Source organism: Pontibacter chinhatensis, assembly GCF_900113285.1.
Taxonomy (GTDB): domain Bacteria; phylum Bacteroidota; class Bacteroidia; order Cytophagales; family Hymenobacteraceae; genus Pontibacter; species Pontibacter chinhatensis.
Window position 1 is genome coordinate 13,362 of sequence record NZ_FOOT01000006.1, and the last position, 14,786, is coordinate 28,147.

A 14,786-nucleotide genomic window follows, 5' to 3' on the forward strand; every position below is an offset into this window, starting at 1 on the left:
CCACCTTCTGTTTTTATTTATCAAAGGAGAGGATATTCCTGCTTTAACCGGGTCCAACCATCCCTGCCCCTCAGAGCTGCGCTCGCTACCTTCGAACTCCCGTTCTCGGTAGTCTAAGGCGGGGAGCCTGTAATTGCTTTGGCTGAAGTATAAGTTCTATTGTCTCAGTTCTTGGGCGGACAGGTCGCGACCTGTCCCTACTAGGTATATACCCACCCCTTAGAACTCCGCTCGCTAGCTCAAAACTCCCGTTTCGGCTAGTCCAGAGGAGGGGAATTTATACTTGCTACATTCTTGTCATCTCGAGCTGCGCGAGAGAACTGTATTAAATCATAAAGAGATCTCTCCCAAAGGTCGAGATGACAGCAATGGCCGTGGCTATCGAACCTATCCCAGCCTTTGGGTTGAGCGCCTTGTGAGATCCGGTGCCCGTCAAGGGCATGCTGAGCGCGAGCGAGGCAAGGAGGGAACACCGCGCGATGCCCGAAGGCGAGCCCTCTCGGGCTTGAGAGCTCCAAAGCTAGAGGTGCAACAATAGCTCATTTAAATCTGGAGGATGAACGGTAGCTAGTAAGAATAGCTTGGTTCAAGTGGAAGAAGAGCTGTAGCTAACAAAGACACAAGCAGACGCCTGTGCCAGGAAAGTATAAAAGTATAGCCAAAGTATAAAGCATGAATTTGCAAGCCATACGGCTCACAAATTCAACTTATCGTAATTCGCACCCTACGCTTAACAGCATCCTTACCAACTATTCTGCTTCTTGTAAATCGAAACCGAGAGCCTGATCTTATAATAGGCATATGCTTCTCCCAAAGCTTCAAAAAGGTCCTTTAGCTTGGCATCAACTCCAAATTTAGCGATGGCTTTGGCGATAACTTTATACTCTGCGTTGCTCACGTACTTGGAGAGATCCACGTCGTAGCCTTGCTCGTAGAGGGTGGCCAGGTGCGAGAAAACCGTTACGGGGTTCAGGCTGCGCATTTTGGCAATCTCCTCGATGCTCAGGCCCTGCTGCAACAACTCCAGCGTAGCCAGGTGGGTGGCCCCCTTCATCTTATTGCCCTTATTCTGCTCCTCGTTTATAAAATCGATGATCTCGGTGATGAAGGCATCTCCGTAGCGCTCATATTTCTGGGCGCCCACGCCCGAAATGGCCAGCATGGCAATCTTGTTCGTGGGACGTTCGGCAGCCATTTCCTGCAGGGTGGTATCGGTGAACACCACGTAAGGCGGCACGCCATACTCATCGGCCAGGCTCTTGCGGAGCGCGCGCAGTTTCTCGAAGAGAGCATCCTTGATCAGCTCGCGCTTCGGACGGGCTTTAACGGCCGGCTCCTCCTGCTTCACATCCTCAAACTTAACAAGCTGTACTTTCCTGCCCTCAAACAGTACCTGACGACTCTGCTCAGTCAGCTTTAAAGTATAGCCCTGGTCGTAGGCCATTTCAATCAGCCCTTCGTTCAGCATCTGGTGCAGGTAGCGGTTCCAGTCGAGGGTGCTGATGTCCCGACCGGCACCGTAGGTTTTCACCTTGTCGAATCCAGCTTGCAGCACCTGGGCATTTCGGGCCCCACGCAGCACATCCACCAGCAAACCCATATTCGCCTGCTCCTGCGTGCGGGCAATGGCCGACAAGGCTTTCTGCGCTATCACGGTCCCATCGAAGCGGGTGGGCGGATTTCGGCAGATGTCGCAGTTGCCGCAGTCCTTCTCCATACTTTCGCCAAAATACTGCAGCAGGATGCGGCGACGGCAGGCGGCGGCCTCCGCGAACTGCTGCATGCGCTCCAGCTTTACCAGTTGCAGTTCTGTTTGCGCCTCGTTCTGGTTATCCTGCAGCATGGTGCGCAGGTTCTGCACATCGGCATAACTATAGAAAAGCAAGGCATCAGATTTAGTCCCATCGCGCCCGGCACGGCCGATTTCCTGGTAATACCCCTCGATGTTTTTGGGCAGGTTGTAGTGGATAACCCAGCGCACATTGGATTTGTCGATACCCATACCGAAGGCGATGGTGGCGCACACAATCTGCACGTCGTCGTTCAGGAAATCCTCCTGGGCCTTGGCCCGCTGGTTAGCCGACATGCCGGCATGGTAGAAAGTGGCGTTAAAACCGCTGCGCTTGAGTTTATCGGCCAGACTTTCGGTGGCCTTCCGGCTCAGGCAGTAGATAATGCCGGGCTGGTTCGGCTTGCGGGAGAGAAAATCGGTGATTCTGTTAAAGCGATCGCGGCCGGGCTTTACCATCAGGTTGATGTTGGGCCGGTCGAAGGAGGCTACGTATACTTGCGGGTTGCGCAGGTAAAGCTGCTCCTGAATATCCTTCTGCGTGAGCCTGTCGGCGGTAGCGGTAAGGGCGATAACCGGCGTGTCCGGAAAATGCTGCTTGAGCGCCTTCAGTTGCGTGTACTCCGGCCGGAAATCGTGGCCCCAGGAAGAGATACAGTGCGCCTCGTCCACGGCAAAAAGAGAAATCCGTACCCGGCGCAGAAAAGCCAGGAAACCAGACGAAAGCAACTTCTCCGGCGACACGTAGAGCAATTTCAGCTTGCCCTCCAGGCACTGGTTTTCGATCGCATACTGCTGCTCGGCGTTTTGGGAACTGTTGATGTACGCTGCCGGAATACCGTTGGCCAGCAGCGCCTCCACCTGGTCCTTCATCAGGGCAATCAGCGGCGACACCACCACGCACATGCCCGGCTGCACCACCGCCGGCACCTGGTAGCAGACGGATTTACCGCCGCCGGTCGGCATCAGTACCACCACATCCCGCCCCTGCAGCACACCGTCGATGATCTGCTCCTGCATGGGCCGGAACTGCTCGTATCCAAAGTATAATTTTAAGGCCTCGCGCGCCTCCCTGATCGTAACCATTCCCTTATTCCTCACAGTGGCAGCGCATTCTGGCTGCACCTGCCATGTTTTATCTTTCAAAGATAACCAATCGCCTGCGCAATTACGAACCTCCGGCCGGCTTTCAACAAACTAAGAACCATGCCCCTCCTGCTGCGTAGGTTTAACAGGATAACTAATATAAATTATAAGCTATGAAATCAGAGATAACCAACAACTTGGAGCACGTGCTGATAAAATGCATCACCGCTTGCGAGACTTGCGCTACTATGTGCCTGCAGGAAGACGATGTAAAAATGATGGTGCGCTGCATCATGCTCGATCGCGACTGCGCCGACATCTGCGCCCTGACCGCCCGCTTTGTGGCGCGCAACTCGCCCCACGCCAAGCACGTGATGAAGGAGTGCATCGAAATTTGCCGCCTTTGTGAGGAAGAGTGCCGCAAGCACCAGCACGACCATTGCCAGAAGTGCGCCGACGCCTGCCGCGAGTGCGCCGACGCCTGCGAGCAGTGGATGCAGCAAAAGTAATTTTACTTATACATGCAAAAGCGGCGGCCCATGAGAATGAACCGCCGCTTTTGCTTTATCTATTAGGCTTCCGCTGCCTCAGAAGATCATATCCAGTATGGCAGAGACAATGGAGAGCACCAAACTAAAGATAAGCGCCCAGAAAAAGCCCGCCACATCGAAGCCTGCCACCAGCCAGTCCGCCAGAAGTATGATAACAGCGTTGATGACCAGCAGAAAAAGCCCCAGGGTAAGTATGGTTACCGGGATGGTAAGGAAAACAAGGACAGGCCGCACAATGGCATCCAGTACCGCCAGCACCAGTGCCAGTATCAGCGCGGTGAGAAAGCCGTCTATTGACACGCCGGGCAACACATAGGCTGCTATCATGGCTGCCACGCCCGTTAGAATAAGTTTAAGTATAAATCCCATAGTTTTATTTTTTGGACGAAATATAGTAAAAGCATGTTATAGTTGCTGCGCTATACATACGCAGCGCAAAGTATAAAGTATGGCCAGGGCCGGTGTATAAAAAGAAAGCCCGCAACAGCTGCGGGCTTTCCTGTAAGTATAAATCTATACTTAGCTATACTTTAAAACTGTGCCTCCAGGCGTTGCTGCGACACCGCCATCCAGTTGATCAGCCTCATGAGCATGCGGGCTCCTACGTTGCCGTTCCACTCGCTTTCGCCGGGGCCTACCTCACACAGGTCGAAGCCGATGATCTCCCTGCCCGATTTTACCAGCTGCTTGATCAGGTACACAGCCTGCTCAAACTCCAAACCGCCCGGAACCGGCGTGCCCGTGCCAGGGCAGAGTTTCGGGTCAAGTCCGTCGATGTCGAAGCTGATGTATACTTTCTGCGGCAGCTGCGCGATGATCTTCTTGCACTCTTTCTTCCAGCTCTCGCCAGCATACATGTTCTCCTTCAGTGTGGCGTCGTAGAAAATGGTCACGCGGCCGTTGGACTGCTCGGCCAGTTCCGACTCTGCCTGGCAAATATCGCGGATACCTACCTGCACCAGCTTCTTCACCTGCGGCAGCTTAAGGGCATTGAACATGATGGAGGCATGCGAATACGCAAAGCCTTCGTAGGCGTCGCGCAGGTCGGCGTGGGCATCTACCTGAAGTATACCGAATTCCTCGTGCTTCTCAGCCAGCGCGTGCATCAGTCCCAGCGGGGTGCTGTGGTCACCGCCCAGCACGCCTACCAGTTTACCCTGGTCCAGGTAGCCGAGCGCCTTTTGCTTCAGCCAGCCCAGCAGCTCCTCCCCTTTGGCCGTCACCTCGGCAGGCAGGTTCTCAAACTCTGAAGCTCCTACCTCAGGGCTTCCGGCCTCCAGCCAGTTGATGTAAGCCTCCGCCTTGTCGCGAAGGGCCTCGCTGGTGGCAGCCCATATTTCGGAAATCTCTTCCATGGCCACACCCAGCTTCCAGGCGTCTTTTATACTTGGTTCATAGAGGTCGAGCTGCGGAGAGGCATCTTTGATGGCCTGCGGCCCCTGCGCCGTACCAGCACTATAGGATACGGTTACCTCCCAAGGCACCGGGATAATCACTACCTCCGACTCCTCTATCGTAAAGGGCAGTCCGAAAAGTCCCCCGTGGATGTCGCCGACACCGTTCGGGTCGAAGTTCTGAATTTTCTGTTCTTTACTGTTCATTTGTGGGTTCAGCTGAGTATGCTTCAATTGCTTCCTGGGAACCGCTGACAAGCAGTTCCTTTACAAAGTTAGGCAGTGCAAAGGCAGCTGCATGTATTTCTTCGTTATAATATTTCAGGCCCTGCGCTTTAGAGAACCTGGCTGCCGCCTCCCTATCGAACTGAAGCGGGTTGGAACTACCCTTAGACGAGTAAGAGAAGCTCCAGGTTCCGGTTGGGTAAGTCGGGATGGCTGCCAGGTAGCAGTGTACCTTGTCCTGTCCGAAAATCTTCTTGTAGGTATCGTAGATTTCCACAAACACGGCACTGTTAAAGCGCGGCGACTCCGACTGCGTGATCATCACACCGTCCGGTGTCAGGCAGCGGTGTACCTGGCTGTAGAATTCGGCTGTAAACAAGCCCTCTCCCGGGCCAACCGGGTCGGCGGAGTCCACGATGATAAGGTCATAGCGGCCATCCTCGCACTCGTTGATATACTTGATGCCGTCTTCCACCAACAGGTTCAGGCGCGGGTTATCGAACGAAACGGCCGTTTCGGGCAGGTGCAGCTTGCAGGCCTCAATCACCAGCTCGTCTATCTCCACCAGCGTCACCTCCTCCAGTTGCTCGTAGCGCAGCAGTTCGCGCACCGTACCACCATCGCCGCCGCCAATCACCAGGGCACGCTTGGCCTTGGTATGGCTCATCATCGGCACGTGCGTGATCATCTCGTGATACACGTATTCATCTTTCTGCGTGCACATCACCATGCCATCCAGCGTCAGCATGTTGCCGTAGGCCAGTGTCTCGTACACCTCCACGCGCTGGTAAGGCGAGTCCTTTTTGTAGAGCTGGTCGCCCGTGTGCTTCAGCGACAGGGCAATATTCTCGTCACGCTCGGTAAACCACACGTCGCGGGTAATGGTGCCCGGCTCTTCCTGAGGCTTGGCCGACACATCACGCAGTTGCTCCAGGTTAAAGTCAGTTCGCTTCAGCAGGTTCAGTTGGCCACGGCGCAGCTCCATAGAGGAACCATGCCCTGCCTCGAAGGCTTCTTTCAGGTAATTGTAAGACACCCAAGGATCTACAGAATCGCCACAGGTAAAAAGGTCTACAGCGGCGTAGCCATACTCCGGCCAGGTATGGATGGCCAGGTGGCTTTCCTGAATCACCACCACACCCGACACTCCGTAAGGCGAGAAATGGTGAAACGTGCTGTTGATGACAGTGGCGCCTGCCGTTTCAGCGGCGGCAACCATGCTGTTTTCGATGTGAACCACATCGTTCATCAGTTCCGGGGAGCAATCGTAAAACTCAACTAGAATGTGTCTGCCTAAAGCGTTCATCAATAAGTATAGAAGGTTTAAAAAATGAAAAGTGGGCAAAAAAACGAAATCTGGCTCTATAATCAAAGGTAAAAGGCCAGCATCAAGGTATACTTTATTGTTTCCCAGAGGGTTAATAATTTCCTGAAAGCCGCCGCAGGCTGGCTTCTACTTCTGTTTCAGTTGGGCAGCGCGGGGAAAGCGCATGGCGGGTGAGATGGCCGGGACGATAAAGCCAAGCGCCTTAAACTATACTTTAAAAGTATACCCAGAATTGAGAGGGACAGCTGATACTCAGGTAGAAGGCGTTAGGGCAAGTAAAAAGTATGGAGAGCACCAGATAGCTTTTGCTCTGTTACCTGAGGCAATTTATACTTGGAACTTCCGTCCAAGCACCGGGGAAAACGGCAAGTATTTATTTTTGCCTAGCCGCGGCAAGGCCGCTATCATACTTTAAAGTATAAATCCACGGCTGTCTATACTTTATACTTATACTTTCTCTAAAAACGCAGACTACTGCAAATAAACTTACTCGGTGTCCAGCAGATTGTTCTTACCCAGCTCAAACGACCGGATGATATCGATGATATTCAGGAATGTCTTAGAGTCGAAGAACAGCAGCAGGGGCAGCTCCACGCTTTTGTAGTTGTGGGTAAAACGGGTGATGACCGTAAACACAAGCGGCTGAAACAGCGGGTGCTGCACCAGTATATCCTTCAGAGAGTCGGCAATGTATCCTTTGGGCGCTTTAGGCGGGGAACCGTAAATGTTGGCCTTCAGGATATTGGCCATCTGCGTCACCAGGGCTCCGGTAATAATGTTGCTGATCTCCAGCAGCAGCGATTCCTGCATCACCGACAGCTCTCCCTTATAGCCACTGTCGTCGCCTAGGCAAACCTGTGTGAGCCGCGCAATGTGATTATCGGAGAAGAGCATCAGGGTAGCGCCGTTAAAATCGCCTTTAATGTCAGACTGAATGATCACGTGGGTACTCTCATACTCCGAGACCAAGCTGAGAAGCTCTTTGATTTCGATCAATTTGAGATCCGGCACTTTCAGGAGCACTTTGTCTTTTGCAATAGCCGCAAAAGAATCGGCTGCCCTGGCCAACCCAATGTTGAGTATCTCTTTGATAATATCTCTCTCCAACTCTGAAATATGAGCTTCCATCATCATAGTTATCTCGTTTGTACTTGATTTACCCATCGCCTCAAATCTGCCTTCTTTGTGTAAAATAACGGGTAATGGCCGGCACATCCAGCACCAGGCATACTTTGCCGGTGCCCAGCAGTGTCACGCCCCCGTAAATATCAATCTGTTCCAGCGGCTTGCTCAGCGGCTTTACTACTATATCCTGTTGCCTGTATAATTTGTCTACAATCAATCCGAGCTTTCTGTTGTTGTAAGATACGATAATGATATTCTGTACCTGCCCGTTTAACCTCGTCTTATCCCCCAGCCTCATTTCCTGCTCCGGGGCATTCAGCAACTCGTTTAGGTACACCACCGTTACCGTCTCCCCTTTCAGGTCGGCAATCAGCACTCCCCCTACCTCATGCAGCTCGTCCTTATCCAGCGACACTACCTGCTCTGTGTGTATGAGCGGGATGGCGAAGTAAATACTATCGACCTCAAACAGCAGCGCTCCTTTTACAGCAATAGAGGTCGGCAGCTGCATACTGAAAGTGGTACCCGAACCCTTTACGGAGCTGACACTGATACGTCCGCCAATCGAGTCGATCGCATTCTTCACCACATCGAGCCCCACACCCCGGCCCGAAAACTCGGTCACCTCCTTTGCCGTGGAGAAACCCGGCTCGAAGAGCAGCGAGAGCAACTCGTGCTCAGCCATGGTCCGTGCAGTATCCGCCGAAACGAGCTGCTTCTCAACGGCCGTGCGCCGCACCACGTTCAGGTCTATTCCCCGGCCATCGTCTATCAGCCGGAGCAGCACGTTCTCCCGATCGCTTTGCGCTGCCAGCCTCAACTGCCCTGTCGCGTCCTTGCCTGCTGCCTGGCGCTCCTCGGGTTTCTCTAAGCCATGCGTGATGGCGTTCCGCACCAGGTGCAGCAGCGAGTCTGCCATTATCTGCAGGATGTTCCTGTCAATCTGGATGTTATGCCCTTCCAGCACCAGGTTCACCTGCTTTCCTTCTGCGGCGGCCACATCGCGCACTATGCGCGGAAATTTATTAAAGAGCGACCCTATGTTTACAAGGCGGGCGTCCATCACACTGTACTGCAGCTCTTCCGTAATACGGTACAAGTGCGAGCTCACGCTCTTAAGCTCATCGCTGTTCAGCTCCCTGCTGATGGAAAGAATCCGGTCGCGGTCTATCATCAGCTCGCCCACCAGGTTCATCATATGGTCCAGCTTTCGGATCTGGATATAGATGAGCTCTGACAGCGCCAGGTTTTTTGACGTGTTGTACCGCTGCACTTTGGCCAGCTCGATGGTACTGTCGGAGAGGTTCTCCACAATGATATCGAGGTTGCGAAGCAAAAGCGGATCAGGCTCCCCGTAGTTCGGGTTGTCCACGTTATGGATTAGCTCGCCTAGCAGGTCCACGCCATCAAACAGCACCTTTACCACCTCATCGCTGAAGGACAATTCCTTGTTGCGAATAAGGCTGAAGGCCGTCTCTAGTTTATGAGAAACATCGGAGATCTGAAGGTATCCAATTGCCTTGGAGTTCGCCTTGAGGTTATGCAGCAAACGGAATATCTCGGCAAGCGTCTCGTCGCTTTCCGGCTCTTTCTCCAGTATGCTGATATGCCTGTTCAGAGCATCAAAGTACTCCAGGGCCTCGGCAATAAATATTTCTTTATACTCCTGTTCTCTCGATTTCATACGTAACGTCAGTCGTACTGACACGACCTCCCGCCATAAACAGCCCGCCGCACAGCGCTCAGGCTACAATTGGTTCAGGAAGGACAAGTTTATACTTTCCCAGACAAGCAAGGCCACTGGCCCGCCCCGAAACTGGGAGACAGTAAAGGACTTTTAAACGCTCTGCTGTCCGGATTACAAAGCTATGCTCCTACTGGATTAGCAAGTTTATGATTAAGTATAGGATTAGCTTTTAGGCGTGTCCTCAGCCAGTACCTTGCTTACCACCTCCAGCACGTTCTCCTCCGAAAAAGGCTTCACGATATACGATTTGGCGCCATACTCCATGGCCTCGTTCACGATAACCTCCTGCCCTACGGCGCTTACGATAATCACCTTCTGGTCTGGCTGCTCCTGCCGGATCCCTTTCAGTACTTCCAGCCCTGTGCTGTCAGGCAAAATCACATCCAGCGTAATCAGATCCGGCTTTGTTTCCTTTGCCAACTCTAACGCAGTCTGCCCATTCGGAGCCTCTCCCACAATTTCATAGCCGGCATCGCTAAGCATGTTTTTAAGCATGGTGCGCATGTAGAAAGAGTCATCTACGATCAATATTCTTTTCATACCTTTTATAAAGTATACTTTTTAGTTCTATAAGTTAGGCAACTGGTTCACCTCCTCATGTGTCAGAATCTTATGCATGTCCAGCACAATGATGAGTCGGTTGTCGGTCTTGGCTATTCCTTCAATAAAGTTCTCGCTCACGCTCACATCCTGTAAAAAGGACGGCGTCTTGTCGATTTTGGTAAGGGGCAGGTTCAACGACTGCGGCACCTCCCTTACATCTACGCCAATGCTGTAGGTGTCGGTCTCCACCACCAACGTATAGCTGGTATTCACCCCATCCGCCGCGGTATCAGGCCTGATGTTGAAGCGTCTGGCCAGATCTATAATGGCAATAATATCACCGCGAATGTTGGCTACTCCTTTCACAAAGTCTGGTGTGCGGGGCATGCGGGTGATTTCAGGGGTCACGGTCACCTCTTTCACCTGATCAATCCGAATGGCATACTCTTCTGTGCCCAACTTGAACACGATCAGGTGCACCATTTCAGGGGACACCAGTTCCCGGGCAGACTCCGAAACAGTTGCCTCCCCCTTACCCGCCTCAGAGGCAGCCACCTCCGCGGATGTTGTTTCGGGCAGAGCCTTTAATGTTTCCGGCTCCGCCTTTTTATTGGTTTTTGATGTCTTTGGCATTATTTCTTCTTCCTGTCACCCAATGGAGCATCGTTAAATCGCTGCGGCACTTCCGAATTGATTCGCTTGCTAACCGCCTGATTGCCGCGCTGCTTGCGCTGGTTCACCGGAATGGTGGACATCAGCCTTCTTCTGTCGTTAAACACCAGGTTGCCGTCAACCAGCTTGAAGGCGGAGATACTTACCTGCAGGTCTGCCGCAATGTCGTTCAGGTTTTGCGATGATGAGGTAAGCTCTTGCATGGAGGCGGAGAGCTGCTTGGCTGTGCTCGCCACCTGCTGTGTGCCTGAGGCCGTTTGCTCGGCAATGGCCACCACTTCCTCCACATACTTCACTACGTCACCAATGGTGGTTTTCTGTACTTCTGTCGCTGTGAGGATGTCCTGTGCGGTACGAAGGGTCTCACCACTGGATGCGGCAATGTTCTTGAAGGCTCCGGACGCCTCAAACGTAGCGTTCTTTCCTTTCAATACCCGGCCCTCCATCGTTGAAATCGCCATAGCGGCTGAAGCTGTATCTTTCTTCACATCATCCACGAGTGTGGCAATCTCACTGGCAGATTTGCGTGAGCCCTCGGCCAGTTTCCTGATTTCCTCAGCTACCACGGCAAAACCGCGGCCGGCTTCCCCGGCACGGGCCGCCTCAATGGCAGCGTTCAGGGCCAGCAGGTTTGTCTGTGATGCGATGTCTGTGATAACACCCAGGGATTTAGAGATTTCCTGGGAACGGGTGCTTAATACTTCAATCGTTTTGGCGGTAAGCGCGGCAGAGCTGGAGATTTCCTCCATGTTCTTCACCACTTCCGCCACCGTTTTCAGACCAATCTGCGAGCTTTCCTCACCAAGCAAAGCCGACTTGTTCACCACCTCAGCCCGGTTTGCCGTTTCCTTCGTCGCTTTCATGATTTCCTCAATCAGCTTGAAAGTTTGGTCGGTCTTAAGGGCCTGGTTCTGGGCACCTTCAGCCATTTGCTGCATCGCCAGGGCCACATCCAGCGTCACCTTGTTCATGTCCAGGCCTTTAGCGGCCATTTCCTCAGAAGAGGAGCCCACCACCAGCGATGAGTCATTAATTTCACCCAGTAGGGCGTTCAGGTTGTCAACGGCCAGGTTTAGGGCATTGGCCATGTCCAGAATGTCGCCTGCAGTCTGTGCTTCCACGCGCTGGGTCAGGTCACCCTCAGAGATGGCACGTACCACCCGCGATACATCCAGCACCGGCGTCACGATAGACTCCAGCAGGTCGTTCAGGGTATCTACCAGTTCTTTCCAGCTACCGCCCACACCTTGCAGCGTGGCACGCTCTGTCAGTTTACCTTCCACACCCGCCACTCTGGCCACACGCGATACCTCACCGGCCAGACGGTTCAGGTCGATCACCATCGTGTTAATGGTGTCGGCCAACTCGGCCATCTCGCCTTTTGCCTGCAGGGTCAGTTTCTGAGTCAGGTCACCCTTGGATACTGCTGTTACTACTTTTACAATACCCCTTACCTGTGTTGTCAGGTTAGAGGCCATTGTATTCACGTTATCAGTCAGATCTTTCCAAACACCGGCTACGTTCGGCACGTTGGCCTGGCCGCCCAGTTTACCCTCAGTACCTACTTCCAGTGCCACACGCGTTACCTCACCGGCAAAGATGTTGAGCGAGTCCACCATGCGGTTCATGTTCTCCTTCAGCTCATTCAGCTCGCCTTTCACATCCACCGATACTTTCTGGCTCAAATCTCCCTTGGCTACGGCAGTCGCTACGTTAGCAATGTCGCGCACCTGCAGCGTTAGGTTGGAGGCCATCGTGTTCACGTTATCGGTGAGTTCCTTCCAAGTACCACGCACCTTCGGCACGTTGGCTTGGCCGCCCAGGCGTCCTTCCGTACCCACTTCACGTGCCACGCGCGTTACCTCGTCAGCGAAGATGTTCAGGGAGTCCACCATCTGGTTGAGGTTCTCCTTCAGGTCGAGCAGCTCGCCGCGGGCCTCTACCGTGATTTTCTGACTAAGGTCACCTTTTGCCACGGCGGTGGACACGTTGGCGATGTCGCGCACCTGGGAGGTGAGGTTGGAGGCCATGTAGTTCACGTTGTCAGTCAGGTCTTTCCACACGCCGCCCACGTTCGGCACATTGGCTTGTCCTCCTAGCCTACCCTCGGTTCCCACCTCGCGTGCCACTCTCGTTACCTCACCGGCAAAGATGTTGAGCGAGTCCACCATCTGGTTGAGGTTTTCCTTCAGCTCGGCCATCTCGCCTTTTACATCCACCGATACCTTCTGGGTCAAGTCACCCTTGGCCACGGCGGTGGCTACTTTTGCTATACCTCTCACCTGCGTGGTCAGGTTGGAGGCCATGATATTTACGTTGTCAGTAAGGTCTTTCCAAACTCCGGCCACGTTCGGCACGTTGGCCTGGCCACCCAGGCGTCCTTCCGTACCTACCTCACGCGCCACGCGGGTTACCTCGTCGGCGAAGATATTGAGGGAGTCCACCATCTGGTTGAGGTTCTCCTTCAGGTCAGCCATCTCACCACGCACATTCACTGTGATTTTCTGGCTCAGGTCACCTTTCGCTACCGCTGTAGATACGTTGGCGATGTCGCGCACCTGGGAGGTGAGGTTGGAGGCCATGTAGTTCACGTTGTCGGTCAGGTCCTTCCACACACCACCAACGTTTGGTACGTTGGCTTGCCCTCCCAGCATCCCTTCGGTTCCCACCTCACGCGCCACGCGGGTTACTTCCGCGCCAAACACGTTTAGTCGGTCCACCATTTCATTCAGGATGTCCTTCAGCTCTCCAAGTTCACCTTTCACGTCCACTGATACCTTCTGCGTCAGGTCGCCCTTGGCCACAGCAGTCGCCACGTTAGCAATATCGCGCACCTGCAGCGTCAGGTTTGAACCCATGGAGTTTACGTTGTCTGTCAGGTCCTTCCACACGCCGCCTACATTCGGTACGTTGGCCTGGCCGCCTAGCTTACCCTCAGTACCCACCTCGCGGGCCACACGCGTTACCTCACCGGCGAAGATGTTGAGCGAGTCCACCATTTGGTTGATGTTTTCCTTCAGCTCAGCCATCTCCCCGCGAACGTTTACCGTGATTTTCTGCGTCAAATCGCCTTTGGCTACCGCAGTGGATACATTGGCGATGTCGCGCACCTGGGAGGTGAGGTTGGAGGCCATTGTATTCACGTTGTCGGTCAGGTCCTTCCACACGCCACCTACGTTCGGCACTTTCGCCTGGCCACCCAGGCGCCCTTCCGTACCTACTTCGCGGGCCACACGCGTTACCTCACCGGCAAAGATGTTGAGCGAGTCCACCATGCGGTTGATGTTCTCCTTCAGCTCGGCCATCTCACCTTTCACGTCCACCGATACCTTCTGGGTCAGGTCACCCTTGGCTACAGCGGTAGATACATTGGCGATGTCTCGCACCTGGAAAGTCAGGTTGGAGGCCATCGTGTTTACATTGTCAGTCAGGTCTTTCCAAACACCGGCCACGTTCGGCACCGATGCCTGTCCGCCCAGTTTACCTTCGGTACCTACCTCCAATGCCACACGGGTTACCTCGCCGGCGAACAGGTTCAGGTTGTCAATGGTACGGTTTATTGTCTCGGCCATGACCTTGAAGTCGCCGGATACAGGGATCTGGAATGTCTCGTCCAGGTTACCGCGGGATATATTCTTAAGTACTTTGCCTACTTCCAGTACCGGTACCGCAATTGAGTCTACCAGGCCGTTAATGTTGTTGATCATGTCCTTCCAGAAACCGGAAGCATTCTCAGCCGAGGCTCGGGCCTTCAGGTTTCCTTCCACTCCGGCCACTTTCGAGATACGCGACACCTCACCGCCTACACCACCGATCATCTCCACCATGGAGTTGTAAGCCTCAGCGATGTCGGCGAAAATATCGTCGTTCTGCTTGGTCAGGCGCACCGATACGTCTCCTTTTTTAAAGGCGTCGAGGGCATAGAGTACCCTGTTCAACTGGTCGCTGATGTATTCGGGGTTACTTGGCAGTTTGCCTTGTCTTTTTTTTGTAGAGTCAGCCTTATCTGCCGTTAATCTGGCAGCGTTAGCAGGCAACTCTTTCGGGGCCGGGGCCGCTGGTTTGGCCGGTGCATCCCCCACAGCCGTGGTGGCAGCTCCTTTCTCCGCTTTAGCCTGAGGAGTGGTTTTCTTCTCTTCTTTGGCTTCTACGTCACTGATGAGCTTGTCTTTGCTCAGCTTCAAGTTTTTACCTAAGGCCATATATTCGTTTGGTTGGAATAGGGTGTCTCTCCTGCGCGGTGCCACTCCAGGTGGCACGCCTTTGCATCAAACTATATGCTGCTGCAGGATGTATGTAGTGCAATTTACTATAAAAGTATAAAATT

At 53.5% G+C, this 14,786-nt stretch carries 10 protein-coding genes; 1 reads left to right on the top strand and 9 read right to left on the bottom strand.

The genetic code is table 11. From position 1 onward, the window contains the following. Positions 1-742: 742 nt before the first annotated feature. Positions 743-2,875 carry a DNA helicase RecQ gene (gene recQ / locus BM040_RS16500; protein WP_092104304.1) on the bottom strand — a complete coding sequence of 711 codons (2,133 nt, stop codon included), beginning with the start codon at positions 2,873-2,875 and terminating at the stop codon, positions 743-745. Positions 2,876-3,048: 173 nt separating this feature from the next. Here recQ and BM040_RS16505 point away from each other — a divergent pair, with 173 nt between their 5' ends. Beyond that, complete coding sequence (locus BM040_RS16505; RefSeq protein ID WP_092103859.1) at positions 3,049-3,384, top strand: four-helix bundle copper-binding protein; 336 nt, start codon at positions 3,049-3,051, stop codon at positions 3,382-3,384. A 78-nt stretch (positions 3,385-3,462) separates the two neighbouring features. On the opposite strand, the gene BM040_RS16510 is transcribed toward BM040_RS16505, so the two are convergent. From BM040_RS16510 to BM040_RS16550, 8 genes are all read right to left on the bottom strand, one after another. Then, positions 3,463-3,795: a phage holin family protein gene (locus BM040_RS16510; RefSeq protein WP_092103862.1), complete on the bottom strand. Its 333-nt coding sequence runs from the start codon at positions 3,793-3,795 to the stop codon at positions 3,463-3,465. A gap of 161 nt (positions 3,796-3,956) precedes the next feature. After that, positions 3,957-5,027: an agmatinase family protein gene (locus tag BM040_RS16515; RefSeq protein ID WP_092103864.1), complete on the bottom strand. Its 1,071-nt coding sequence runs from the start codon at positions 5,025-5,027 to the stop codon at positions 3,957-3,959. Next, positions 5,017-6,351 carry a polyamine aminopropyltransferase gene (gene speE, locus BM040_RS16520; RefSeq protein ID WP_092103866.1) on the bottom strand — a complete coding sequence of 445 codons (1,335 nt, stop codon included), beginning with the start codon at positions 6,349-6,351 and terminating at the stop codon, positions 5,017-5,019. Before speE ends, BM040_RS16515 begins: the two co-directional genes overlap by 11 nt. Positions 6,352-6,858: 507 nt before the next feature. Further along, entirely contained in the window at positions 6,859-7,506 is a 648-nt protein-coding gene (locus tag BM040_RS16530; protein ID WP_245756269.1) for a chemotaxis protein CheC, read from the bottom strand. Positions 7,507-7,540: 34 nt separating this feature from the next. After that, positions 7,541-9,181 (bottom strand): chemotaxis protein CheA, encoded by a 1,641-nt coding sequence (locus tag BM040_RS16535; RefSeq protein ID WP_092103870.1) that lies wholly within the window; start codon positions 9,179-9,181, stop codon positions 7,541-7,543. A gap of 225 nt (positions 9,182-9,406) precedes the next feature. Further along, on the bottom strand, positions 9,407-9,784 hold the full coding sequence (locus tag BM040_RS16540; RefSeq protein WP_092103872.1) for a response regulator: 378 nt from the start codon (positions 9,782-9,784) through the stop codon (positions 9,407-9,409). Positions 9,785-9,811: 27 nt separating this feature from the next. After that, the gene (locus tag BM040_RS16545; RefSeq protein ID WP_092103874.1) at positions 9,812-10,420 is read right to left on the bottom strand and encodes a chemotaxis protein CheW; all 609 of its coding nucleotides are present in this window, start codon (positions 10,418-10,420) and stop codon (positions 9,812-9,814) included. Further along, positions 10,420-14,661, bottom strand: coding sequence for a HAMP domain-containing protein (locus tag BM040_RS16550; protein ID WP_245756270.1), 4,242 nt, complete (start codon positions 14,659-14,661; stop codon positions 10,420-10,422). Before BM040_RS16550 ends, BM040_RS16545 begins: the two co-directional genes overlap by 1 nt. Between the last annotated feature and the right edge of the window lie 125 nt (positions 14,662-14,786).